Below are 24,407 nucleotides of genomic sequence, written 5' to 3'. Positions count from 1 at the left end.
CCCCCCCCTCCCCCCCCCCCCCCCCCCCCCCCCCCCCCCCCCCCCCCCCCCCCCCCCCCCCCCCCCCCCCCCCCCCCCCCCCCCCCCCCCCCCCCACGCCCGTACCGCTCGGCGTCAGCTGTCGTTGCCGCGGTACGCGCCGTCGTCGCCCAGGTGGGTGGTGGCCAGCCCCGGGTAGTCGAGGACGAGTCCGGTGCTGTCGAACTCCACGTCACTGCGGAAGCCGTCGGACGAGTACCGCACCCGGTGACCGCCGAGCGGGGTGTACGTCTGCGTGGACGGGGTCACGGTCAGTTCCGGTACGGCCACCCAGGCCATCAGGAACCGCTGCTCAGGGCTCTGTTCGCGGGCGAGGTGGAGCCCGTGGCGGCGTACGGGCATGGTGTTGGTCAGCGGGCAGAGCCCGAGGTCGCAGTCGAGGGCACCGTCGAACTCGGCACGCGCCCGGCCGTCGACCGTCCACCGCCCGTCGTCGTCGCGGCACAGTGCGAGTTCGCGCCCCGCGTGGCCCGGCCCCTCCACGCTGACGTGCAGCGAGCGGGTGACGAAGCCCGGCCCGGTTTCGAGCCGGTAGCCGACCCAGTAGGGGCCGCCCTCCAGGGCGAGTGCCCGGCCCCGCGCGTGGAGCCGGTCTCCCTCGAACTCCCCCCATGCGGTGTCGTATCCCTTGCTGGCCGAGACGTGCCAGGTACGGGTGAAGCGTACGAAATCGTCCATGAGGTGATCTTCCCGCACGATGACGGTGGAGGGACTCGGAGGGAGCTGCTGGTTATCCTCCTGTCCGCCCGGCAGTCGGGCGGACAGGAGGAAGGGGAACAGGTGGGGGACGTGGTCGAGGGAGCCGTACCCGGGCCGCTCGTCGTGGTGGCGCGAACGGCCGCGGAGCTGATCGACCGGGACGGCGGAGGCGTGACGGCGTACGAAGCGTTGCTCGACGCCGTGGTCCGGTGGGCCGGACGGGATCGAGAAGCGCTCGCCGAGGCGCTGCGCCCCGTCGCGGAGCGCTGGGGTGGTGTCCATCAGCCGCGGGTGCTCGCCGCCGCGCGGCTGCTGGCCGTCGTACGGTGCGCCGCAGGCCCGGTCGAGGACGGGGCGGCAGCGGACCGGGCCGAGGCCGGGCCGTGGCTGGAGACCTGCCAGCACGAGGCGGTCCGCCACGTGGTCGGCGCGCGGATCGCGGAGATCTGCGGGTGGCTGCGGCGCGGCGAGACGGTGCCGATGCTGCTGGCCACGCCGAGCCGGCCCGACGGAGCCGTGGACCCCTACGACCTGGTCATGCGGCTCACCGAGTACGAGCAGGCAGGCGTCCGGCCGGGGCCCGCCGACCTGGGGCAGGCGCTGCTGCGCTGCGGCGGCGGCCCCGCCGGCGAGGACGTCGTGCGCGCGGCCGTCGAGCTGGCGCTGCCCGAGGGCCCGCGCATCGCCGCATGGCTGCGCCGGGGCGGGCTGCCGCAGCCGGGTGCGGCCGTGGTGCGGGAGCCGGGGGAGCCGGAGCGGCCGAGCCGACGGTACGGGGCCCGGGTGGGGCGCCGGCTCCTCGTCGGTACCGAACCCCTGGACGGGCGGGGTGACTTCCCGCGGCCCTTCTGGTCGCTGTTCCGCGGCTTCGAGCCGCTGATCGGCTGCAACCACCTGCTGCTGGGGCACCGGGAGCGGCATGCCGTCGCCGCGCTGCCGTGGCATCCCGAGATCGTGGCGGCACGGCTGCTGACGGAGGTCGCCGCCACGGCCGACCAGGACCGGGCGGGCAGCCCCGAGTTCCTGCCCGCGCTGGCGCAGAGCCCCGGCCCGGCCGGGCCCGCCGTGCACCTGGCCCTGGCGTACGGGCTCGGCGCGCGCCCGGACGCCGACCGGGAGGCGGCCGTCGAGGCCTTGCTGATCCTGGCCGCGCAGCGCCGCCTGGACGGTGCGCTGCTGGGTGGCGAGCTGGCCCGGCTCGCGCTGCTGGGCACCCTGCGGCTGCCGGTGGTGACGGAGTCGCTGGGCCGGGCCGCCGGTGTGGGGGCCGGTGAAGGTGCCCGTGCGGCCGGGGGTGCCGGCGCGGTGTGGCCCGTACTGGCTGCGATGCTGCCCGGGCTGCTGGCGGCGGTGCAGTCGGGAGCCGTGTCCCGGCCGCACGTGCCGCTGCTGGCGTTGGCGGCGGACTGCGCGCAGGGCTGCGACGCGCGGGGTACCGTCGCCGAGGTCGATGCGCTCGCGGCGCGGCCGGGCTCGGCGCAGTCGGTACGGGAGGCCCGCCGGCTGCGCGACGTACTGGCAGGGCGGCACCCGTGACGCCGCAGGGCCGGGTGTGCGTCATGGTGGATGTCGTGGACGTTGATGTGGATGCGGTTGCCGACGAGCTGTACGGGCTGGTCCCGGCCCGGTTCACCGAGGTCCGGGACGAGCGGGCGGCCAAGGCCCGGAAGGCCGGACAGGCGCAGGCGGCCAGGGCCATCGCGGGACTGCGGCGCCCCACACGGGCGGCGTTCGCCTCGAACTTGCTGGTGCGGCGGCGCCCGGAGGAAGTCGCCGCATTCCTCGAGCTCGGCGAAGCACTGCGCCGGGCCCACCGGTCGTTGGACGGCACCCAGCTGAAAGACCTGTCCCACCAGCGGCATGTGGTGGTCGCCGCGCTGGCGCGCACGGCCCGGCAACTGGCCGATGAGGAGGGCCAGGCGGTCAGCGAAAGCGTCGCGCACGAGGTGGAGCAGACCCTCCACGCCGCCCTGGCCGATCCGGACGCTGCCGAGCAGTGGTCGGGCGGCCGCCTGTCCACCGCGCTGACCCCGCCGGTCGGTTTCACGGGCCTTCCCGCCACGGCCCCCGTACGCCCGCAGCCCGCCGTGACCCAGCCCGACGCCCCGGCGAAGCCCCAGCCGAAGCCCAAGCCGAGCCCGAAACCGAAGCCGAAGCCGAAGCCCTCCCGCGAGGCGGAGCAGCGCCGAGCCAGGCAGGAACAGGCCCGCCGCAAGGCCGAGGAGACCGGCGCCGAGGCCACGGCACGGGAGGCGGAACTGCGCGAGGCCGAACAGGAGCAAGGCGACCACGACCAGGAGCTGGCCGAAACCGACGCGCGTGTCGCCGAGCTGGAACGGCAACTGCGCGAGGCGCGCAACGGGCAGGCCGAAGCGCGGCGCGCCCTGGCCGAAGCCACCGCCCGGGTCCGGGACGCCGCCCGCGCTGCGGGTGCGGCGCGCCGGAAGGCCGATGCGGCCGCCGACCGGCTGGCGGAGCTGCCGGGGGCGCAGGAGTAGCCGGAGCGGGTCCCCGGCACCCCTCGCCCGGCCGCCGGGCGACAGGGGACGATCGGAGGGACACTGAAGCGAGGGGGCCGATGCCGGACGAGCTACGGCGAACGGAGGGCGACCACCATGCTGGGAGACAGCAAGGGATTCAGCGGCTACTCGGTGGACGACATCGAGGGTGCCAAGGGTTTCTACGGTGAGACGCTCGGACTCCGGGTGTCCGAGGACAACGGTCTGTTGACCCTGCACCTCGCGGGGAACACCGACGTCATGCTGTACCCGAAGGAAAATCACGAGGCCGCGACCTTCACCGTTTTGAACTTCCCCGTGGACGACATCGACCGGGCCGTCGACGAACTGGCCTCCCGTGGCGTGACGTTCGAGCGGTACGAGCAATTCGACCAGGACGCGAAGGGAATCGCCCGGGAGACGCCCGGCCCCGCGATCGCATGGTTCAAGGACCCGGCCGGAAACATCCTCTCCGTGCTCCAGCCGAACGGGATGTAGGCCGCCGCAGGTGCTCGCCGCGACCGCCCGGGCCGGCCCGGGCCGGAAGTGGACGACCCGGCCACGTCCTTCACCACGTGACACGCCGCCCCGAGCGCCTACTCCTCGGTGTCGCCCCGAGTCGGCACGCACAGCACCGGGACCGGCGACAGGTGCAGCAGCTTGTGCGGGGTGGAGCCCAGCAGGGCGCCGCGGATCGGGCTGTCCCCCCAGCTGCCGACGATGATGACCCGCGCCCGGTGGCGTTCCGCGGCGTCGAGCAGGGCCTGGGCCGGCTTCTCGTCGACCACCTCGACCGTCGACGGTACGCCCGCCTCGTCGGCGGCCTCGACGGCCCGCGCGAGCGCGCTGCGCCCCGCCTGCCGGACGGCCTCCCGGTGCGCGACGTACTCCTCCCCGGCGGCGCCGGGCGCGGCGGCACCGTAGACGAGGACGAGCGGTTCGCCGAAGGCGGTGGCGACCTCGAGCGCCACCTGCAGGGCCCGTTCCGCGCCGGGTGACTCGTCGTACCCCAGGACCACAGACATCGGGGACTCCTTCCGGACCGCCTGGCCACCGCTTCCGGGCTATCGCTTCCTGCCGTGGACGAGCTCCGGATCGACCACGCCCCGCCGCTCCCGCCAGAACCTGCCGTCCCGTACCCGCCAGAAGCACATGATCAGTACGCCGGCCACGGCGATCCCGATCCCGATCACCAGCGGTGGGCCGAGGCCGAACCAGGAACCCCCGCCGGCCGAGTTCTCCGGATTCGACATGTCGTCGATCGATTCCTCCAGCAGCCAGGCCAGCATGCCCGCGCCGATCAGCGGCCCGAGGCCGATGAGCAGGAAGTTGTGCAGGCTCTCCAGCAGGTGGCGGCGGTAGTAGACGGCGCAGGCCACACCGGTCAGCGCGTAGTAGAAGGCGATGAGCAGGGAGAGCGCCGTCAGCGAGTCCAGGAGGGCGTTCTCGCTGATCTGGTTGACGATGAGGTACCAGGCGATGGCGATCCCGGCGACCCACCACGTGCTCACGTCCGGGGTCCGGAACCGCGAGTGGATGTGTGCGAGCGACGGCGGGAGCGCGTGCCGCCGGGCCATCGACAGGGCGGTCCGGGAGGCCGGGATGATCGTGGTCTGGGTGGAGGCGAGCGCGGAGGTGCAGACGGCGAGGAGCAGCATCCAGTCCCAGCCGCCCATCACCTCGTGCGCGAGCACGGCGAAGATGGCCTCCTCCTCGTCCGCGTTCTCGGCGAGGAAGGCGGTTCCGGCGTAGCCGACGATGGCGAAGCCCACGGACAGGTAGGTCACCAACAGGACCACGGTCGACCAGATGCCGGCCTTGCCGGGCGCCGTGGCGGAGTCCCTCACCTCCTCGGTGAGGTTCACCGCGGACTCCCAGCCCCAGTAGATGAACACGCCGAGCAGCAGCCCGCCGGTGAGGGCGTCTCCGCCCGCGCCGAAGGGGTTGAGCCAGCTGAGGGACGGCTCGATGGAGTCGAGGGTGCTGGTGTCGGCGTAGATGCGGTAGATGGCGACGACGGCGAAGGCCAGGAGGAAGAAGACCTGGGCGAGGATCAGGATGTCCTGGAGGTGGGCGGACAGCTCGGTGCCGATGACACAGATGGCGGTCATGGCGAGGATCACGAGGACGGTGAGGGTCTGCCGGACCACCGTGTTCTCGGCCCACGAGTCGAGGCCGACGGCGAGCAGGCCGAAGTTGACGGCGACGTCGGCCAGCGAACCGATGACCAGGACGCCGGTCATCGTGATCGCCCAGCCGCCGAGCCAGCCCGCCCAGGGGCCCATGGCCCGCGTCACCCACGAGAACGTGGTCCCGCAGTCCTGGTCGACCTTGTTGAGGTAGTAGAAGGCGGCGGCGATCAGCAGCATCGGAACGAACGACGCCAGCATCACGCCGGGTGCGTAGATCCCGGCCAGCGCCACGATCGGCCCGATGACGGCGGCCAGCGAGTAGGCGGGAGAGGTGGAGTTCAGGCCGATGACGAGCGCGTCGAGGAAACCGATCGCGTTGTGTTTGAGCTCCGCGTCCGGGATCTCTGCACCCGCTGCGCCGCCGGCACTGTCCTGGGCCATACAGGCAATCGTCATGCACCCGGCGGCGCTGCGCGAGGCGCGTGCGCTGTCCGGGGGCCCGCGCCCGCCTGCGGTGGCAGGAGCCGAGGGCCTCCTCGAGCGGTGCGGGCAGCCCGTGGAGGCCGTACGGGCCGGCCGGGCGGGGGCGTGTCCCGGGGCCGGGGGCGGCCGGATCCGGCGGGTCGCCGAGCGGCCCCACCGCTCCCGGTACGAGGACCAGGCCGGCGTCCGGGCGGACCCGGCCGCCCCTACGCCCTGCGCGGGGCCGCCGTGCAGTGACCAGGGAGGGCCTCTTGCGCGTCCGCCGCCGAGCCGCTTGGGTGACCGGGTCCACCGCAGGTGCGAACGGGAAGGCGGCAGACGTATGGCGGATACCCTGCAGACCGGCACGGGGGAGAGCGAGAACAGCGCTCCGCGCAAGGCCAGTTGGCGCTACATCGGCCCCGGCATCGTCGTCGCCGCCACCGGCGTCGGCGCCGGCGACCTCGTCGCCACGCTCATCGCGGGCAGCAAGTTCGGCTACACGCTGCTGTGGGCGGCGGTGATCGGCTGCCTGGTCAAGATCTCCCTCGCGGAGGCCGCCGGCCGCTGGCATCTCGCCACCGGCCGTATCCTCTTCGACGGCTGGCGCAGCCTCGGATCCTGGACCACGGTGTACTTCGCCGGGTACGTCGTCGTCTGGGGCTTCGTCTACGGCGCCGCCGCGATGTCCTCCAGCGCCCTCCCGCTCGCCGCGCTCTTCCCCGACACCATGGACCTGAAGGTCTGGGCCGTCCTGTGCGGCCTGGCGGGGCTGGTGTTCGTCTGGTTCAACCGGTACGCCGTCTTCGAGAAGGTCATGACGGTGCTGGTCGGCGTCATGTTCCTCGTCACCGTGTATCTCGCGATCCGGGTCACGCCGCACCTCGGTGCGGCCTTCGCCGGCCTCGCGCCCGTCCTCCCGGACGGTTCGCTGATCTACACGCTCGGCCTGATCGGCGGTGTAGGCGGCACCATCACCCTGGCCGCGTACGGCTACTGGGTCAACGCCAAGGGCTGGACCGACGCGGGCTGGATGAAGGTGATGCGCCTGGACAACCGGGTCGCCTACGTCACCACCGGCCTCTTCGTCGTGGCCATGCTCTTCGTCGGTGCCGAGCTGCTGCACTCCTCGGGCGTGGCGATCGCGAAGGGCGACCGGGGCCTGCTCGACCTCAACGACATCCTCGCGGACCGCTACGGAACACCGACCGCCAAGCTCTTCCTGGTGGGCTTCTTCGCGACGTCCTTCACCTCGCTGATCGGCGTGTGGCACGGCGTGAGCCTGATGTTCGCCGACTTCGTGACGAAGTACCGCCCGTCCCTGGTCCCGGACGGGACGAGCCGAGAGAAGTCCCTGCCGTTCCGGGCCTACCTGCTCTGGCTGACCTTCCCGCCCATCAGTCTGCTCTTCCTCGACCAGCCCTTCGGGCTCGTCATCGTGTACGGGGTCATCGGCGCGTTCTTCATGCCGTTCCTGGCCCTCACCCTGCTGTGGCTGCTCAACAGCTCACGCACGCCGGCCGGTTGGCGCAACGGTCTGCTGAGCAACGGGATGCTGGCGGCCGCCGGGCTGCTGTTCGTGGTGCTGTGCGTACAGCAGGTACGGGAACTGCCCTGGTAGGGCGCCACGGAGAGCGAAGCCGGCGGGGGCGATCAGGAGTGCGGGCCGGCCAACTGGTCGCCCAGCGGGCTGCGTCGGTACAGCACCTGCCGCCCGTCACGGGCCCGGGTGACCAGGCCCGTGGCGTGCAGGACGCGCAGGTGCTGGGACACGGCGCTCGGGGTGACCCGGAAACGGCGCGCGATCTCGACCGTGGGCAGCGGCTCGGCGAGGAGGCCGAGCAGCCGGGCTCTGGGCGCGCCGAGCAGCGCCACGAGAGCGGGCGCGTCGGCGGTCGGCGCCGGGGCCCACATGGTCGCCACCCCACGGCTGGGGTACATCAGCAGCGGTGGTTCCTCGGGGCTGACCGGAGGCGCGGGCTTGTGGGCGAACACGGAAGGAACGAGCAGCAGCCCTCGGCCCGATGCGGCGACCCGGTGCGTACTGATCATCTTGTCGATGTGCAGCACACCGTCCTGCCAGCGCAGGTTCGGATGCATTCCGGCGAACAGCAGGCGGGCGCCGCCCATGGCCAACTGTCGGGCCCGGTAGGTCATGTCGGCTTCCAGGAGCAGCCGCATCCGCGGCCACATCGGCTTCACGGCGACCTCCCAGTACCGCTGCAAGAGCTCACAGATCGCATCGCGGAGTCCGAGGACCGGCGCATCGTCCGCGGCGATGGCATCGCGCAGGGCCTCGGGCAACGGGTCCGGGGCGTGGGCGGCCGACAGGTCGCGCCGCACCAGGTCCGGAGAGGCCGCGCGGACGACGGCCAGTTCCTCCTCGAAGGCGGGGGAGAAGCACGTCGGCCGCGGCGTCAGGAAGTCCGGAAGGGTGAGCCGCTGCGCCACCAGGGACATCAGCAGGTCGGTGTCGAGCCCGTCGAGCCGGCCGAGGACGGACCTGCGCCACGGCAGGTGCACGGCGGACAGGCCCGGATCGCGCAGCACGCGCAGACTGAAGACGGTCTCACTCAGGGGCGAGAGCGCGAACCGGGTGTCCGCGAGGTCCTCCACGCCCAGCACGAAGCTGATCATTAAGCGGGACGCTACATCAATTGGCAGCGGAACGCAGGTGCCGTGGACTTGCGCACATGACACACCCGACTCCTACGCGGTGCACCGCCACGCCCGACGACGGGCCGGTGGACTGACATGAACCGCCGGATGGTTCTGATCCTGTCCCTGACCTGCGCCGTCGCCGTGGGCAACCTCTACTTCCCGCAGGCGATCGTCCCGCTGGTCTCCGCAGGACTGCACACCTCTCCAGATGCCGCCTCCCTCGTGGTGACCGCCACCCAAGTCGGCTACACGGCAGGGATCTTCCTGCTGGTCCCGCTGGCCGACCGGCTCCCGTACCGGCCGTTCCTCGTCACCCTGCTCGCCCTCACCGGCCTGGGCCTCCTCGCCGCGAGTTGTGCACCCAGCCTGGCGCTCCTCGTCGCCGCCGGCGGTCTCATCGGCGTCACCACCGTGGCCGCCCAGGTCATCGCCCCGCTGGCAGCCGGGCTCGTCGCCGCCGACCGACGCGGGGCGGTGATGGGCACGTTGCTGAGCGGGTCCATCGGCGGCATGCTGCTGGCCCGCACGTTCGGCGGGACGCTCGGCGAATGGCTGGGCTGGCGGGCCCCCTACCTGGTGGCCGGGGTGGTCGTCCTGCTCCTGGCGGCCGTCCTCGGCTTCACGGTACCGGCCGCGGCCGCGGCCGCGCCCTCGCGCGAGCCGTACCGGAGCCTGCTGACCGAGCCGCTGCGCCTGCTGCGCACCGAGCCGGAGCTGCGACGCTCCTGCATTTACCAGGCCTCCGTCTTCGCCGGGTTCTCGGCCGTGTGGACCTGCCTGGCGCTCCTCCTCACCGGCCCGGCCTACGGCTTGGGCAGCCAGGCGGTCGGGATGCTCGCCCTGGTCGGCGCCGCCACCATGCTCTGTACCCCGCTCGCCGGACGCCTGGTGGACCGCAGGGGCTCCGACCTGGTGAACCTCGTCTGCCTGCTCGGGGTACTCCTCTCCGCCGTGGTGCTGGCCGCCGGCGCCTCGGGCGGCGTGGCGGGGCTGACCGCCCTGACGATCGGCACACTCGTACTCGACCTTGCGATGCAGTCCGGCATGGTCGCCAACCAGGCACGGGTCTTCGCGGTGCGGCCCGAGGCCCGCGGCAGGCTGAACACCGCCTACATGACCTGTGTCTATCTGGGCGGCAGCGCGGGTTCCTGGCTCGGAGTACGCCTCTACGGCCGTGCCGGGTGGTGGGGCGTGTGCGTACTCGTGGCGCTGCTCGCCGCACTGGCCGTGGCCCGCCACCTCGCGGCGCTCCCCGCGCCGGGGGGCATCAGCACCGCGAAGGCCGCCGCCGGCAGCCACCGCAGGGCCGGCAGCTCCATTGCGCACGGCAGCCCCGAGGACAGCACCGCGGTCTCCGGCCCCAGCGCCAGTACGTCCGGCTGAAGCAGCGCGCCACCCGCGCGAACGGGTCCTGACCAGGGCCTGTCTCCCGGATCACGGAATCGGTTCGCAGAAGCCCTTGGTTCTCCCTTACGGTCCGGACATGTTTGTTGTCACGGTGACCTATACGGTTCCGCTCGATGAAGTCGACCCGTTGCGACCGGCCCACGGCGCGTGGCTGAACGACCTCATTTCACGCCGTCTGCTGCTCGTGGCCGGACGTCAGGTGCCTTTGGCCGGAGGTGTCTACCTAGCCCCTCGGATGCCCGGCGAAGACCTCGACGGCCTTCTCGCCACTGATCCGTATGTCGTCAACGGCGTTGCCACGCATACGGTGACGGAGTTCACGCCGCTGCTGGTCGCGGACGGTCTGGAGGATCTCAAGTCTCCGGAGTGAGCCTGGTGGTGAGCGGAGCCGGATGAGGAGTGCGATGGCGGTCACCGCGCCGAGACAGACGTACCCACGCTCGTCATATCGCGTTGCAGCGATTCACTGATCGAAGGGGCGCCAGGCGTGGCGTCTGCTGCTGACGACGCCCGACTCGTAGGCCGCGATGACCAGTTGGGCGCGGTCGCGGGCGGCCAGTTTGGACAGCAGGCGGCCGATGTGGGTCTTGACGGTGCCCATGCTCAGGTGGAGGTGGGCGGCGATCTCGGTGTTGGACAGGCCGCGGGCGATCAGTTCGAGGACTTCGCGTTCCCGGTCCGTCACCCCCGACAGGGTGGGCGCGGGAGCCGGGGGGGCGGTGAACTCCTCGATCAGACGCCGGGTCACCGACGGGGCCGGCAGGGATTCGCCGGAGGCCACCACGTGAATGGCGGCCAGTACGTCGGCGGGCCGGGCGTCCTTGAGGAGGAAGCCCGCCGCACCCGCCCGCGAGGCACAGGCCGGCGGCTGCGACGACGGAGAGGGGGGTGGTGCCCTTGAGTACGCCGAGCGCCAGGGCGGCGGTCGCGGCGAGGGCGGCGGCGCGGAGCGGGCCGAGGACGCGTGCCCGCCAGGCGCCGGCGGCGAGCAGGAGCCAGCCGCCCATGATGGCGACGGTGAGGACACTGAAAATGTGGAACGCGCCGTAGGCCGCGTCCACGAAGCGGGTGGCTGCCGCTGCGCCCTGCTGGTCGGCGAACTGGAAGGCCAGGTGGTCCACTCCGGCGTGGAAGGTGCGGGCGAAGAGGCCGAGCACGGCGAACACCCCGCCCCACAGGGCCGGTGCGGGCCGGTACGGCACTTCCCCATCGGCCTGAGCCGGACCGCCGGTCTCGGCCATGCGCTGCAGTGCCAACCCCCAGCAGCGCAAGCGTCTCGACGAGGAGGCTTTGCCGGTGCTTGACACTCACACCATCTTTACTTAGGTTAGCCTCACCTCATGATTCATGCGGAACTCGCAGCAGCTGCGGCCTACACCACGCCTCCCCTTTGGCGGATTCTCACCAAAACCGGCTACTTCGTCGGTCTGAGCGGCGCCATAGGCGCCACCGTCACCTACGCGGCATCGGTCCGTCCCAGCCTGCGAGCCCCGGAGAGCGGGGCCGATGATGTCGCCGTGCTGCAGCGGCGCACGTCGGCCTACCTGGCGTGGGCCGGGGTCGTGCTGCTGGTGGCCGGCTACTTCCAGCTCGCCGGACGCGTGGCCCGGGCCGGCAAGGGCATGCCCTTCGGGGACGCGCTCGCCCCCGGGCAGATCTCGGACTTCCTCAACGCACCTGCGGCCAAGGGGGCCTGGGTGGCTCAAGGCACGATCCACATCGCCCAGAACCTCTTCCTCGTGCTCGCAGCCGCCGCCCTGATCTCGCTGTTCACCGCAGCCGGCCGCCGTCACCTCAACACCATCGCGCTGACGGCACTCCCACTGTCCCTGGCCATCACACTCGTCGGGGCGATCCCGGCCACCGCGCCCAAAAACTCCGACAAATGGTTCGACCTCTTCTTCGGCCAGGCCCACATCATCAGCGGCACGGTGTGGATCGGCGGTCTGACGCTGCTCCTCGCCCTCACCGGTGCCCGCCGCCGGCTGAGCGAGAACGCCGGCCTGCTGTGGGCGGACGTCTGGCGACGGTTCGGTCTCGTGGCCCTGGTCAGCGTCGCAGCCGTGCTCATATCCGGACTGTGGTTGTCCTGGAAGCACGTCGGCAGCGTGGGACAGCTCTGGACGACGACCTACGGCCTCTTCCTCCTGGTCAAGATCCTGCTGGTGCTCGCGATGGTCGCGGCCGGCGCCCTCAACCAGCTCTGGCTGATGCCGCGCATCGTCCAGGCCCGTCAGGCCGATGCGACGGCCTCCCTGCTGCACCTGACGCTGCACCACTTCCCGAAGGTCGTCTGCGCCGAGGTCGCCCTCGGCGCCGCCGTCCTGGGCATCGTCCCCTTCCTCACCGGCTCCGCCCGCTCCGAAGCCGGCAGCCCGGCGCCCGTCGCGACCGGCAGCATCTTCGCCGTCGGCGCCCTGCTCGTCCTCACCCTCGCCGCGTCGCTGTACATCACGGCCAAGGCCTCCGACGCCCTCGCGCAGCGTCAGATCGCGGCCAGTTCCTGATCCGACGCCATGGGGCGAATCGTTTCTGCATGACCCGGACCCCGCCGGCCGACCCGGCATCAGACCACGGTCCGATGCCGGGGACCGGCCCCTGCTCCGACGCGCGCACGGCCCCCTCCCCGGGAGGGTTGCGGCATGACGACAACACACGGCACCGACATCCGCACCGTCCTCCCCCGCACGGCCGGCCTCCCCGTGGACTGGTCCGGCGACGCTCCCTTCCCCGGCCGCTGGGTCGGCGGGGTCTCTCTCGTCATCGCACCGCTCCTGCTGGCCACCGGCGTTCTGCTCCGCCTCCCCTTCCCCTTCTTCCTTCCCGCCCAGCTCGCCGCCCGCGCCGACCACCCCACCCTGATGGCCGCCTCCTACGGCGCCTTCGCCGCCGGCACCGTCCTGCTCTGGCCCGCCGTCGCCGTCCTCGCAACCCGTATCGGGGCGCGCTGCAGGAGGAGATCCGCGGCGTCGTGGGTGGCATCTCGGGGCCCGGGGGGCCCAGGAGTTGGTGGACGACTGCCGGATCAGAAGGCGTGGCGCGTCGACCGCGCCGCCGACTGCGGCGCCTTCCAGGACGCGGCCCGCGGCCGGGTCGACGTCGCGGGCGGGCAGCGCACGGATGCCGTCGTCACGCGACTGTGCGGGGACGGCGACGGTCGTCAGCGGCGCAGGACGCTGTCGACCCGTTCCCCGCCCAGGAGGGGGGCGTCCTCGCACCCGGCGGGGGTGACGGGAGGGCCCACCGTCGTCGGTGGCGCGCCGGATGGACGGGCGGAGGGTGATGTGGCGGACCGGGGTGCTCGGCACCGGCCCGGCGGCGGCTCGGCAGCGGGGTGCCCAGCAGTGCCCGGATCAGCCTCAGTTGGTCGTCGCCGATGTCGTTGACGCGGTCAGCGCGCCACAGTTGGCGCCGCGGGACGGCGACTCTCGTGATGGTGAACGGCGCCAGTGGCTGGCGGAGGTGCCACGTTCGCCGCCGCTCAGTCGAGACAGAACTCGTTGCCCTCGATGTCCTGCATCAAGAGGCACGACTCGTTGACGCCATCGGCGAGCAGCAGTTGCCCGCGTACCGCGCCGAGCGGGACCAGTCGTGCGCATTCGGCCTCGATTGCGGCGAGGCGCTCTTCACCCACGAGCCCCGTGCCGACCCGCACGTCAAGATGCACCCGGTTCTTGACGACCTTGCCTTCGGGAACGCGCTGGAAGAACAGTCGGGGGCCCACACCTGAGGGATCGGCGCACGATGCGTACGCCGGACCCTGATGCTCAGGCGGCGTTGCGCGCTCGAAGTCGTCCCAAGTGGCAAACCCCTCAGGCGGCGGCGGTGTGGTGTACCCCAACACCTGGGACCAGAAACGAGCGACGCGCTCAGGTTCTGCGCAGTCGAAGGTGACTTGGAACTGCTTGATCGATGCCATCGGTCCATCATAGAGGCGGGTTTTTCGTCAACTCGATGGTCCTGCCCCCGGCCGGGGAACCGCTGGACCGGTGGACCGGATGGCGGTGGTCGCCCGGGATGCGCGCTCCAGCGGGGCGCCCGGCGCCGCCACCCTGACCCGCGCGGTCGGTTCCCCTGCCCCCAAGGGCCCGGCACCGTGGGCGAGTGGTGGACGCGGACCCGGTAGCGGCCGTTGGTCGGACCCGGCGCCGGTCCCGGCCCTGCCGGTCAGGCCATCCGTTTGTGGACGAGGCGTGAATCGCTTCCAGTTTCAATGAAAACGGCCACCTGGTAGCGCAAGTCGCGTGCATTGTCGACCAATTTATTGATCCCCGTATACCTGCGATGTCCCATTTGTTCGACTTGTAGAATCGGATGCCGACGATCATGATGGGTTTTGTAACGGCTACATGAATGGAATGTTTTCCGGACGGGCGCCCTCGGGGGGTTTGCATGGTCGTCGATGTTCGCGAAGTGGCGCGCGCCTACCTGTGTAGCGCCAATATGGAAAGCGGGCGATTGCATTCCGGATTCGTGGCTTCCGGTATTCCGGAGAGCCTGGTCCGGAAGATAGCCAACCGCTTCCACGAACAGCCGCACCGGCCCAACGATCCCGAGGTGCGTGCCCAGTACATGCGGATGGCGGACGAGGCGAAGGCTCAGCTCGCCTGCATGACCGAGCGGGGAGTGAAAGTACGCATGCACCGGCGCCCCGGGCAGCCCTACGGCACGTCCCGGGAGCTCTGCGAAGCCCTGGACGCGGGCGCGGACCTGTACGTCTACCCCACCGAGCACGGGCACGGGCCGGAAGGGTACGACGACCCGGACAACCCGCTCCTGCTCCGGTCGGACGTCGAGATCGACGGCGCCCGGGTCTTTCACAACGACGTCCTGCGGGCCACCCACGACTACTTCGGGCACTATCTCGTCCGCGCGCCGTTCAATCTCCGGGGCGAGCTCTCCGTGGCCTACGCGCACCTGGTGATGTTTTCACCGGAAGTTCACGGCGCGGTCCTCAACGAGTTCGTCGGGCAGATTTCCTGGTTCTACCACGGCCCGCACATCCTCCGGCCGGACGGTTCCGTTCCGCGCCCCGGTGACGACGACTGGATCCCCCCGTCGGAGCGCCCTTTCGCCGACCAGAAGGTCAACCTGATGCCTTCCGCGTGGGTTGCGGAATTCCTCGAGTGGGGCCGCGCGCAGAGCGCTGCGCATCACACACCGGAACATTGCAAGGAGTTGGTATGAGCCCGCGTCCGAGAATCCTCGACGGCGGTACGGCAACCGGTCTGCAAGCGGCCGGAATACCCATCGTCGAACCCTGGCTCACCAGCGCGGCACTGCGCGACGCCGCCGGCATGGCCGCGCTGGAGGGCGTCCACGCCGAGTTCCTGCGTACCGGCAGCGACATCCTCACCGCCAACACCTTCCGCACCAACACCCGGGCACTGTCCCGTATGGGCGTGCCCGAGCGGGAGCAGGCCGACCACGTCCACCGGGCCGTGGACTGCGCCGTACGGGCCCGCCGGGCCGGCGGTGCGTCGCACGCCCTCGTGGCCGCCTCGGTCGCCCCCGTGGAGGACTGCTACACCCCGGCCCTCACCCCGGACAAGGACGCCTTGCGCCGCGAACACCGGTGGCTGGCCGCAGTCCTGGCGGACTCGGAGGCCGATCTCGTCCTGGTCGAGACCCAGTGCACGCGCCGGGAAGCGGTGATCGCGGTCGAGGCCGCCGCCGAACGCGGGTTGACCGCATGGGTCAGCTTCGTCGTCACCGAGGACGCGACGCTCCCCGACGGCGATGCGCTCCGGGATGCGGCACGGGCCTGCGTCGAGGCCGGCGCGAGCGCCGTATCCGTCAACTGCCTTCCGCACGCGGCCGTTCCGCGCGCCCTGGAACTGCTCTGCGGCCTCGGCGCGTCCGTGGGCGTCTACCCGAACCTGGAGGACCGTGCGGCGCTCGACGAGTGGGAGCACAGCGCGCACTCCCTGCCGCCGGCCCTCTCGCCCGCCGCCTTCGCCGACCTGACGTACGGCTGGGCCACGGATTTCGACCTGAGCTTCGTCGGCGGCTGCTGCGGAACCGCACCCGAGCACATCAGCGCCCTGGCCGCCAAGCGCCTTGCGGGGGCGGCCTCGTGACGTTCCTCGTGTGGGGCCCGGCGGATCACCTGGACTACCCTTCCCCAGGTGGGGAGGCCCCCGCCCGCGGGGCGCGGTGGGGCCGAGTGCGCGAGGGAGTGGGAGGGACGGCGTGGTGACGCTCAGGGAGTACGCCACCGTGGACGGCCTGTCGGCCGGGTACTGGAGCGCCGATCCGGCGGACCCCAGAGCCTCGACCGCATGGCTCACCGCCAACCGGTGGCCCGAGGACGGCGTGCGCTTCCTGGAGGACACGGGAGCCGGCGCGGCGTGTGCCGTGCGCACCCAGGACGACCACACCGGCTTCCCCCGGATGAACTGCACCGACATCGTCGCGGGTACGGGCCGCGACGTGACCCAGTCCGAGGCGGACCTCAAGGAAGCCCGGGCCGAGGGGCTGCGCCAGCTGAACGTCTGCGCCCTCGGGTATGGACCGGCCGTCTTCCCGGCCGGCATCCCCGGGCAGGACACCGGCCGGCTCCCCGCCCTCGGCGCGGACGCGCTGGTGACCTCGCTCGAGGAACATGCAGGCAGCCACGGCCGGCTCCTCACCTTCCTCCACCTGGAGGAGACCGACCCGGTGCTGCCGGTCCTGCGGGAGCGCGGCTGGCACGTGGGCGTCACCGACCGGTACTTCCTGATCGAGGACATCGGCGCGGACGAAGCCGACTACCTCGCCCGCTTCCCGGCGGACCGCCGCCGCCAATTGCGGCGCGAGCTCGCCTCCCTGGACGCCTCCGGCGCGACCGCCGAGATCCACCGGGGCGACACCGTGACCGAAGCGATCCAGCAGGAGGTCGCTCGGCTGGAGGCGTGCGCGGACGAGAAGCACGGCATCCCCGGCGACCCGGCCCGCCTGCTGCGCGTGAACGAGCGGCTGCGCACCGCCTTCGGCTCCCGCTACGCCGTGGCGCTCGTCCGCGACCGTGAAGGCCGGGCCGTGGCGAGCGCCACCCTGGTGCTCGGCACCCGCGACGTCCTGCTGCGCATGGTCGGGCTCGGCCCCGGCAGCGAGGAGATCGGCGCGTACTTCCACGTCGCCTACCACCTGCCCCTGCGGCTGGCCCGCAGTACGGGATGCTCCCGCGTGCTGCTCGGCACCGGCACCGGCACCCCGAAACTCCGCCGGGGGGCCGTCGCGCAGCCGCTGCTGAGCGCCGTACCGCCGGCCGCCACCGCACACGGCGCACTGCTGCGTCGTACGGACGCGGCCTTCACCGCTCGCCCGTGACCGTCCGGGCCGCCCTCTCCGCCTCCTGCTCACTCCTGAAGGATTTAGGTCGCCTTGAACACACGTCCCACCGTCCTCGTCGTCGGCATCGGCCCGCTGCGTGAACGATTCTTCGCAGCGGCGGAGCGCAGGGGTGTCGACACGATCCTCGTGGACGAGACCGCCTACTCCCGCTACGACCGCCTGGCCACAGAGAACTACGCCTGGCGTCTGACGGACCACCAGGACCCCGGTCCCGACCTGCATCGGCTGGATTCGCTCGCCGGCCGGGTGGACGGCGTGCTGGCCCTGACGGACTGGGGCACCCGCGTCGCCGCCCGGCTCGCGAAGGAGTGGGGCCTGCCCGGCGCCGGCGTGGCCGTGGCGGAGGACCTGGCCCACAAGGCCGACGTACGCCGCCGGCTGGCCGGCACCGGGGCGGAGCTGCCCTTCGTCCTGACCTCGAACGCCGACGAGGCCGCGGAACTCCTGCGCTCGGCACCGTCCGGCGAGGTCATCGTCAAACCCGTCGACGGCGCGGCCAGCCTCGGCATCCGCCGCGTGTCCGACCCGGCGGAGCTCGCCGACGCGATCTCGGCCGTCATGAACACGACCGGTAAGCCGCAGGCCCTCGTCGAGCACTTCGTACCGGGGCCCGAGGTGTCCCTGGAAGCCGTCGTGTCGGGCGGGCGCACCCTGTTCGTCGGCGTCACCGAGAAGACCTGCACCGCCCCGCCGTCGTTCGTCGAGACCCGGCACGTGATCGACCCCGCCGTCCAGAGCGAACTCGGTCCCTCCGCAACCCGTTTCGTCGAGAACGTGGTGGCGGCGCTGGACATCGACAGCGCCGTGCTGCACCTGGAGGCCAAGCACGACGGAGACCGCTGGCACCTGATCGAGGCGGCCTTCCGGCCGGCCGGCGGTCTCATCAGCGACGTACTGCTGCGCGCCACGGGGCTGGACCTGTACGACGCCGCGCTCTCGGTCGCACTCGGCTCGGAGGACCCTGCTCGCCCCCGTACGGTCCGCACCCCGCAGGTGGCTGCGGTCGAGTTCGTGGCGGCGACCGGCACCGTCGCGGACGCCCCCACGATGGCGGGCGTGCGCGACGGACTGCCGCTCGTCTCGCACGCCGAGCGCCTGCTGCCGCCCGGTACCACGCTGGGCAGCGTGGACGCCAACTGGTGGCGGTCCGGCTACGTCCTCGGCAGCGGCCCCGACCGCGGAGACCTGCTCACGCAGCTCTCCGAGGCGAACTCCCGACTGCTCGACGTCCTCGGCATGAAGCGGATGCCGGACGCGTGAGCGGGCCGGGGGAGGGGCCGCTGCCCCGGCTCTTCGTGTCGGCGATGATCGTCGACGCGGTGGGCTCGGGGATGTTCATGCCGTTCGCGCTGCTGTACTTCGTACGGGTGCAGGACCTGGGCGTCGGGACCGTCGGCACCGCGCTCACGGTGGCGAACCTCGCCCTGATCGCGGCCAGCGCGCCCCTGGGCCGCCTGGTGCAGACGTACGGCTCGATGCGCTCGCTCATCGTCGGCAACGCCGTGCGCGCCCCGCTGTTCGTCCTCTACGCGGTGACCCTTCCCGCCCCCGTGGCCGTGGGCGCGCTGGTCCTGTCCGCCGTACTGGACAAGGCGGTGTGGGTCTCGCTCGGCGCCACGATCGCCGGGCTGGCGCGCGGCCCCCGGGCGCGGCGGGCGTTCAGCACCGTCGGCTGGGCCCGGAACATCGGTCTGTGCCTGGGGTCCCTGGTCGGCGGCGTCCTGGCCTCGGCGCAGAGCGCCACCGGCCTCCGGGTGATCGTGCTGGTCAACGCGGCCAGCTTCGCCGTCACCACGGTGGTGTTGCTGCGGCTGCGCGGACGGGCGGGTGCTGCGGCTCCGGCGGCCCGTAAGGACGCGGAGCGGGAAACGGCCGGCGGCGGAGCCCTGCAGGTGCTGCGCCTGCCGGGCTTCGCCCTGCTCACCGCCGCCAAGACCTGTTTCACGGTCTGCGCCACCATCGTCTCGATGTTCACCGGCCTGTACCTCGTGGACCACGCGGGCCTGGACGGCTGGGCGGCGGGCGCCGTGCTGGCCGTGAACGGCGGCCTCGTCGTGCTGTTCCAGCAGTCGCTGGTCAAACGCACCGCGGACCGCCCCGCTCCGCGGATGATGCTCTTCGGCGGCGCCCTGTACGCCGCGTCCGGCCTCGGCTTCGCGCTGATCGCCCCCCTGCAGGACGCGGTGCTGCCGGCGGTCACCGTTGCCGTCGCCCTGGTCGCGATGACGGTCTACACGCTCGGCGAGATCGTGATCGCCCCGGCCAGCGACGGCTACGCCGCGGACCTGGCAGAACCCGGTACGGAGGCCACCTGCATGTCGGTCTACCAGTCGTCCTGGTCCCTCGCCTCGGTGGTCGTCCCGGTCGCCGGATCCTGGCTGCTGGTCGCGTCGGCCTCCGCGTTCTGGATCTCCTTCGCGGCCGTGGCCCTGCTGGGCACCCTCCTCAGCGCCCTCCTCGCCCGCACCCGGACCCCGGTGCCGGCGCCGGCCTGACCGGCCGGGCCCGGCCATCGGCCGGGCGGGGAGGGGGAGCACGTGCAGCGCCCCGGGAGCGGCCCTCGCGGCTGCCTCCCGGGGCGCTGTCGTGAGGGGGGGCTACCGCAGTGTCTGCTCGGTCCAGATCGTCTTGCCGGCGGCGGTGTACCGGGTGCCCCAGGCCTGGGCGAGCTGCGCGACGATGAACAGCCCGCGGCCGCCCTCGTCGACGACACCGGCGTGGCGCAAGTGCGGGGCCGACGGGCTGCTGTCACGTACCTCGCAGGTGAGGGCGCGGTCGTTGATGACGCGCAGCTCCAACGGCGGGCTTCCGTAACGGACGGCGTTGGTGACGAGCTCGCTGACGATGACCTCGGTGTCGAAGGCCGTTTCCGCCTCCACGTTCCAGTCGGCGAGCTGACCGCGCACCAGCCGTCTGGCGGTGGCGGCGGCCGTCGGGGCGTCCAGGAGCTGCCAGACGGCCACCCGGTCGGCGGGGAAGGAGCGCGTACGGGCGAGCAGGAGCGCGGTGGGGACGGCTTGGGCGCCGCCCGCGAACGCGTACAGAATGTCGTCGCGCAGGTCGTCGAGGGAGCGGTCGGCCCGGGCGAGCAGGCCCCGGAAGACGTCCGGGTCGGCGAGCGGCTCCAGGGTCGGGATCGGCGTGTCGGAGAGGATCAGGAGACTGCCCTCCGGGATCTCGAAGGCCGTCGCGGCGAAGGGCGCTCCCTCGGCGCTCCCCAACAGGGACCCGGAGGGCACGTCGCGGATCTCGGTACTGCCGTCCCGCTGGACGACGACGAGATTCGGGGAGCCGGCTCCCGCGACCGTGCACGTCCGGGTCAACGGGTCGTAGACGGCGTACGTGCAGCGCGCGGCGAACGTCTCGCGGTGCACCGGGTCGGCGGTCGGCAGGGCCGCGCGCTCGGCTGCCAGGAACGTCGCGGTGTCGTTCAGCCGGGCGAGGAGCTCGTCGGGCTCCATGTCGAACGCGGCCAGCGAGCGGACCACCGTGCGCAGCTGGCCCATGACGGCCGCGGAGTGCAGCCCTTGGCCGACGACGCCGCCCACGACCAGTGCCGTACGGGCTCCGGACAGGGGGATGGTGTCGTACCACTGCACTCCGCCGTCGGATGGCAGGAGCAGGTACGCCGTCTCCAGAGCCGTGTGCGAGGCCGGGCGGCGGGGGAGCAGCTGTCGCTGGACGGTCGCGGCGATGGTGTGCTCGCGTGTGTAGCGGCGGGCGTTGTCGATGCACAGGGCCGTGTGGTCGGCCAGCTGGAGCACGAGACCGACGTCCTGTTCCTCGTACGGATCGGGCTGCTGCGTCCGGTACAGGCTGATCAGGCCCAGTACGGTGTCCCGCACGGTCAGCGGAGCCGTGATGAGGTGATGGGCCCCCGCTGCGCGGATCGCCTCCGCGCGGTCCGGATCGGCCGCGAGCCACGGGAGGTCGTCGTCCAGGGCGACCGCGCGGGGCCGCAGGTCGGAGAGGGCCTGTGTGTAGGGCGTGGGGGCGGGCAGGGCGCGTACGTCGCCCAGCGGATGCGCCTGTGGCTCCTCGGCGGTGCCGCCGTCGAAGGTGCTCCCGCCGCTGCTGCGGAACGCGGCGCGGCGCAGCGGAACCTCGCGTGGGAGGGGGGCGAGCGGGGGCTCGTCCCCCCGCAGTACGGCGTCCACCACCTCCACGACCGCGACGTCGGCCACCCGCGGTACCAGCACGTCCACGAGTTCCTGGCAGGTGGCCATCACGTCGAGGGTTCGCCCCACCTGCTCGCGGGCGGTGCGCAGCACCTCCGCGCGGGCACGCCCCTTCTCCCGCTCGGTGACCTCGACCACGGCCACCGCGAGGCCGAGCACCTCCGCGGACGGCGACTCGAGGCGGAAGACGGAGACCTCGTAGAAGTGCTCCTTGTCGGGTCGGGCCCGGTGGCGAGCCCGTAGGACGTGCCCGACCACGGCCACACCACTGTCCAGTACTCCACGAGCGAGGTCCGTGGCCTCGTCGGCGTCGACGACCCCGTAGACCTCGTCGAAACGGCGCCCGACGACGTCTTCCGCGCGCACGTCCTGCATGGCGGGGGTGGCGGTGTTGATGCGCAGGACGCGGAGGTCGGTGTCCAGCAGGTGCAAGCCCACGGGGGACTGGCTGAACAGGGCGTCCAGCATCGCAGCCTCCGGCTCGTTCAGAGACGCCGCCGGCTCGCTTCGGGTCACCTGGAACCCCTCTTTCTCATGCTTGTTCACGGGCCAGGGGGTCGGTGATGCCGCCGGGGCAGGCTTGGCGTTCGATGTCCCAGCCCGCCAGGCCGGCTGCGGTGCGGTACAGGGACTCGTAGAAATCGAGGACGGTCTCCCGGGGGTTCGCGCCGGCCCGGACCTCGTCGTAGTCCAGCACGGCCAGGCGGCTGGTGCCCCGCTCGGTCCAGCGGGCGGCCGCGGGACGCAGCGGCTGCCCGCTCAGGCCGTCCGGCTCCGGCGCGGCGTACGCGTAGAAGGCCGGCCGGGGGGAGGCGTCGTCGCCGAACCAGAAGCCGGAGCTGACGACCTCGCGCGAATAGGCCTCGCGGGTCACGGGGTCGACACCCGCCCCCAGTTCGACGAAGCGGTCGGAGAACCGGGTGACCGCGATGTCGTAGGAATGCCAGAAGAGGTGCACCGGGCTGGTCTTCCCGGAGAAGCCGGAAGCGAACTCCTCCAGGACGAGGCCGACCTGGCTGAGCACCTGCCAGTGGCGGTTGACCCAGAACGGATCGTAGGAGGCATGCTCCGTGTCCTCGGCGAACGGCCTCTGGGAGCCGGGCAGGCCGTACGGTCGGGGGTGCGCGAGGACCACTGTCACGCCGACCCTGTTCAGAGCGGCGAGCGCTTCACGGTGGAACGACGACACGGACTGTCCGGCGAGCGGGAAGGAAGTGGTCGAGCCGTCGAGGCACGACACGGTCAACTGGTGGTCGACGAAATCGAAGTCCATCGTGAAGACCGGATTGCCGTCGGTCCCGCCCATCGGGCGGGTGGTCACCCCCCGCCCCGTGACATGGAACGGGACGTTCCACCAGTGGTTGCGCCGCGCGCTGCTCGCCAGCCGGATCTTGCCGACGATCTGGGTGAACCGGTGCAGTGTCTCCTTGGAGTCTCGCCACTCCGACAGCGGAATTGCAGGGAACAGGTCCACTGAGCATCCTCAGCTCGTTGCGCTACGCCTCGCGGCCCGGACACCGACATCTTCACCCCGCCGCACGGCAAATTCCCGGCACGGCGTACGGCGCGCGGACGCGTTACGCCGAAGTCGGCCGGCCCGGGGTGGCCCGGTCTGCGAGGTCAATGACGGCCCGGAGGGCGGCAGAGGCATCGAGGAGGGCCCGGGAGCGCGTCGCGATGCTCGCCTCGCGGGCCGCCAGTGCCGCCTCCACGGTCTCTCCTCCGTGCCCGCTCCGCAGCCGGGGCATCAGCGTGCGGAGCGGATCGATGCGGTATCCGGCGCTGCGCAGCTGGTGGACGATTCTGGCATCGCGGACCTGCGCCGGTGAGTAGCGTCGCGTTCCGCGTCCGGACAGCCGGTCGGGGATGACGAGCCCCTCCGCATCCCAGTGCCGCAAGGTCGAGGCGCGTACCCCGAGGGCCGCCGCGAGCTCGGACACGCCCATCGCGTCCGTCGGGCGTACGTCGGAGATCGGCTCGGCCGAGATCGCTCCGGCGGCCTCTTGTGCGAGCCCCAGATCCGTACGTTCCCGGTCGAGCCTGGCGTGCACCGCGTCGAGGAGGGCGAGCAGCCGGGCGGCCGGACCCTCGTGGGCGGCGCGCACGATCCTCTTGGCCTCCACCGGGCCCGTACCGGCCGCGAGGGCCCGGTAGGCCAGCGCGGAGTTCAGGTGGACCTCGCCGTAGACCCGGTAGCCCGCAGCGGTGCGCGCCGCGGGCGGCAGCACGCCGTCGCGCTCGAGGTTGCGGATCTGCTGGACCGAGTAGCCGGCCCGCCGTGCGACGTCGACCGTTCGCATGACCGGCGATTTGAGGGTTGGCACCGTTTTCTCCCGCGTACTGCGGCCGAAGTCTCCACAAGCACTTCAATGAAACGCTTGCGGACATGACCATCGACGAGATCATCGACTTCGTGGGCGCCCTCGAGGGAGTCCTGGCCGTCAGGCCCGGACCCGGTGACGGATCGCCCGAGATCAGCTGGGGCGACGCGTTCTTCTACCACGCGCCCGACGGCGTCGTCCCGACAGCGGCCCAGCCCTTTGCGACGATCGTGACGAAGGACCACCCGGGCGAGGCGTCGTGGCGCCTGGACCGGCCGGACACGTTCCGCGTCAACGTGGCCGCCGGGAGGGAGGAGTTCATCCGCCGGACGGGCCGTGCGCCGCGCGATCCGGCCACCGACTCCGACCCCGGGGCCGTCGACACCGTGGTGGCGCACCCCTTTTACGGCTCTCTCGGCTGGCTCGCCGTGGTGAATCCGGGCCGGCGCACGGATACGGCTCTCCGTGAACTGCTGCGCCACGCGCACCACCTGGCGCGTGCGCGCCACGAGCGGCGCACGGGTGCGGCGACCGGGGACGGAGGCCGGCAGGGGTGAAACAGAAGAGGAAGCCCGGGTCGGGGGGGGGGGGGGGGGGGGAGGGGGACGAAAGGGAAACCCACAACAGATCAAACCACCCCGGTTTCTCCCCCTCTTTCCCCCTGCCCACAAAACC

General features: G+C 72.1%; 22 protein-coding genes and 1 pseudogene. 14 read left to right on the top strand and 9 right to left on the bottom strand.

The window, feature by feature from the left end; translation table 11 throughout:
* Nucleotides 1-114: 114 nt before the first annotated feature.
* Nucleotides 115-717, bottom strand: coding sequence for a putative glycolipid-binding domain-containing protein (locus ACZ49B_RS37160; RefSeq protein WP_468315180.1), 603 nt, complete (start codon nt 715-717; stop codon nt 115-117).
* Between the two features lie 102 nt (nt 718-819).
* On the opposite strand from ACZ49B_RS37160, the gene ACZ49B_RS37155 reads away from it, so the two are divergent.
* The 3 genes from ACZ49B_RS37155 to ACZ49B_RS37145 all read left to right on the top strand — a co-directional run bounded on the left by ACZ49B_RS37155 (nt 820) and on the right by ACZ49B_RS37145 (nt 3,734).
* Complete coding sequence (locus ACZ49B_RS37155; RefSeq protein WP_468315177.1) at nt 820-2,274, top strand: DUF7824 domain-containing protein; 1,455 nt, start codon at nt 820-822, stop codon at nt 2,272-2,274.
* A 35-nt stretch (nt 2,275-2,309) separates the two neighbouring features.
* Complete coding sequence (locus tag ACZ49B_RS37150; RefSeq protein ID WP_468315175.1) at nt 2,310-3,236, top strand: hypothetical protein; 927 nt, start codon at nt 2,310-2,312, stop codon at nt 3,234-3,236.
* A 117-nt stretch (nt 3,237-3,353) separates the two neighbouring features.
* The gene (locus ACZ49B_RS37145; protein WP_468315172.1) at nt 3,354-3,734 is read left to right on the top strand and encodes a VOC family protein; all 381 of its coding nucleotides are present in this window, start codon (nt 3,354-3,356) and stop codon (nt 3,732-3,734) included.
* 98 nt (nt 3,735-3,832) lie between these two features.
* Here ACZ49B_RS37145 and ACZ49B_RS37140 read toward each other — a convergent pair whose 3' ends face one another.
* Together ACZ49B_RS37140 and ACZ49B_RS37135 are read right to left on the bottom strand one after the other, a co-directional pair.
* On the bottom strand, nt 3,833-4,261 hold the full coding sequence (locus tag ACZ49B_RS37140; RefSeq protein WP_468315170.1) for a universal stress protein: 429 nt from the start codon (nt 4,259-4,261) through the stop codon (nt 3,833-3,835).
* A 39-nt stretch (nt 4,262-4,300) separates the two neighbouring features.
* The gene (locus ACZ49B_RS37135) at nt 4,301-5,809 is read right to left on the bottom strand and encodes an APC family permease (RefSeq protein WP_468315168.1); all 1,509 of its coding nucleotides are present in this window, start codon (nt 5,807-5,809) and stop codon (nt 4,301-4,303) included.
* 364 nt (nt 5,810-6,173) lie between these two features.
* Here ACZ49B_RS37135 and ACZ49B_RS37130 point away from each other — a divergent pair, with 364 nt between their 5' ends.
* Nucleotides 6,174-7,451 (top strand): Nramp family divalent metal transporter, encoded by a 1,278-nt coding sequence (locus ACZ49B_RS37130; RefSeq protein ID WP_468315165.1) that lies wholly within the window; start codon nt 6,174-6,176, stop codon nt 7,449-7,451.
* A gap of 32 nt (nt 7,452-7,483) precedes the next feature.
* On the opposite strand, the gene ACZ49B_RS37125 is transcribed toward ACZ49B_RS37130, so the two are convergent.
* Complete coding sequence (locus ACZ49B_RS37125) at nt 7,484-8,467, bottom strand: ArsR/SmtB family transcription factor (protein WP_468315164.1); 984 nt, start codon at nt 8,465-8,467, stop codon at nt 7,484-7,486.
* A 129-nt stretch (nt 8,468-8,596) separates the two neighbouring features.
* Between ACZ49B_RS37125 and ACZ49B_RS37120 the strand changes: the two genes are divergently transcribed.
* Nucleotides 8,597-9,874 carry an MFS transporter gene (locus ACZ49B_RS37120; RefSeq protein WP_468315161.1) on the top strand — a complete coding sequence of 426 codons (1,278 nt, stop codon included), beginning with the start codon at nt 8,597-8,599 and terminating at the stop codon, nt 9,872-9,874.
* A gap of 100 nt (nt 9,875-9,974) precedes the next feature.
* Nucleotides 9,975-10,268 (top strand): YciI family protein, encoded by a 294-nt coding sequence (locus ACZ49B_RS37115; protein ID WP_468315159.1) that lies wholly within the window; start codon nt 9,975-9,977, stop codon nt 10,266-10,268.
* Between the two features lie 93 nt (nt 10,269-10,361).
* Here ACZ49B_RS37115 and ACZ49B_RS37110 read toward each other — a convergent pair.
* Nucleotides 10,362-10,754, bottom strand: a pseudogene (locus tag ACZ49B_RS37110) (LuxR C-terminal-related transcriptional regulator); the annotation flags it as partial.
* A 484-nt stretch (nt 10,755-11,238) separates the two neighbouring features.
* On the opposite strand from ACZ49B_RS37110, the gene ACZ49B_RS37105 reads away from it, so the two are divergent.
* Nucleotides 11,239-12,405 carry a copper resistance D family protein gene (locus tag ACZ49B_RS37105; RefSeq protein ID WP_468315157.1) on the top strand — a complete coding sequence of 389 codons (1,167 nt, stop codon included), beginning with the start codon at nt 11,239-11,241 and terminating at the stop codon, nt 12,403-12,405.
* Between the two features lie 135 nt (nt 12,406-12,540).
* The gene (locus ACZ49B_RS37100; RefSeq protein ID WP_468315181.1) at nt 12,541-13,284 is read left to right on the top strand and encodes a hypothetical protein; all 744 of its coding nucleotides are present in this window, start codon (nt 12,541-12,543) and stop codon (nt 13,282-13,284) included.
* Nucleotides 13,285-13,379: 95 nt separating this feature from the next.
* Here the strand turns inward: ACZ49B_RS37100 and ACZ49B_RS37095 are convergent, their stop codons facing one another.
* Complete coding sequence (locus tag ACZ49B_RS37095) at nt 13,380-13,817, bottom strand: VOC family protein (RefSeq protein WP_468315155.1); 438 nt, start codon at nt 13,815-13,817, stop codon at nt 13,380-13,382.
* A 473-nt stretch (nt 13,818-14,290) separates the two neighbouring features.
* On the opposite strand from ACZ49B_RS37095, the gene ACZ49B_RS37090 reads away from it, so the two are divergent.
* The 5 genes from ACZ49B_RS37090 to ACZ49B_RS37070 all read left to right on the top strand — a co-directional run bounded on the left by ACZ49B_RS37090 (nt 14,291) and on the right by ACZ49B_RS37070 (nt 19,728).
* Complete coding sequence (locus ACZ49B_RS37090; protein WP_468315153.1) at nt 14,291-15,085, top strand: hypothetical protein; 795 nt, start codon at nt 14,291-14,293, stop codon at nt 15,083-15,085.
* Nucleotides 15,082-15,978, top strand: coding sequence for a homocysteine S-methyltransferase family protein (locus ACZ49B_RS37085; protein ID WP_468315151.1), 897 nt, complete (start codon nt 15,082-15,084; stop codon nt 15,976-15,978). Before ACZ49B_RS37090 ends, ACZ49B_RS37085 begins: the two co-directional genes overlap by 4 nt.
* A 112-nt stretch (nt 15,979-16,090) precedes the next feature.
* Entirely contained in the window at nt 16,091-17,209 is a 1,119-nt protein-coding gene (locus ACZ49B_RS37080; protein WP_468315148.1) for a peptidogalycan biosysnthesis protein, read from the top strand.
* Between the two features lie 54 nt (nt 17,210-17,263).
* Complete coding sequence (locus ACZ49B_RS37075) at nt 17,264-18,493, top strand: ATP-grasp domain-containing protein (protein ID WP_468315146.1); 1,230 nt, start codon at nt 17,264-17,266, stop codon at nt 18,491-18,493.
* Nucleotides 18,490-19,728 (top strand): MFS transporter, encoded by a 1,239-nt coding sequence (locus tag ACZ49B_RS37070; protein WP_468315144.1) that lies wholly within the window; start codon nt 18,490-18,492, stop codon nt 19,726-19,728. Before ACZ49B_RS37075 ends, ACZ49B_RS37070 begins: the two co-directional genes overlap by 4 nt.
* A gap of 102 nt (nt 19,729-19,830) precedes the next feature.
* Here ACZ49B_RS37070 and ACZ49B_RS37065 read toward each other — a convergent pair whose 3' ends face one another.
* The 3 genes from ACZ49B_RS37065 to ACZ49B_RS37055 form a co-directional block, all read right to left on the bottom strand.
* The gene (locus tag ACZ49B_RS37065; protein ID WP_468315141.1) at nt 19,831-21,927 is read right to left on the bottom strand and encodes a SpoIIE family protein phosphatase; all 2,097 of its coding nucleotides are present in this window, start codon (nt 21,925-21,927) and stop codon (nt 19,831-19,833) included.
* A 16-nt stretch (nt 21,928-21,943) separates the two neighbouring features.
* Nucleotides 21,944-22,885, bottom strand: a complete 942-nt coding sequence (locus ACZ49B_RS37060) for a DUF5996 family protein (RefSeq protein WP_468315138.1) — start codon at nt 22,883-22,885, stop codon at nt 21,944-21,946.
* Nucleotides 22,886-22,988: 103 nt separating this feature from the next.
* Nucleotides 22,989-23,711, bottom strand: coding sequence for a MerR family transcriptional regulator (locus ACZ49B_RS37055; protein ID WP_468315137.1), 723 nt, complete (start codon nt 23,709-23,711; stop codon nt 22,989-22,991).
* Between the two features lie 86 nt (nt 23,712-23,797).
* On the opposite strand from ACZ49B_RS37055, the gene ACZ49B_RS37050 reads away from it, so the two are divergent.
* Entirely contained in the window at nt 23,798-24,289 is a 492-nt protein-coding gene (locus tag ACZ49B_RS37050; RefSeq protein ID WP_468315134.1) for a DUF6194 family protein, read from the top strand.
* The last annotated feature ends 118 nt before the right edge of the window (nt 24,290-24,407 follow it).

The sequence above is a fragment of the Streptomyces sp. NPDC031132 genome, from assembly GCF_055570595.1.
Note: the sequence above shows the minus strand (reverse complement) of the source record. Positions and strands in the feature narration are given on the sequence as shown.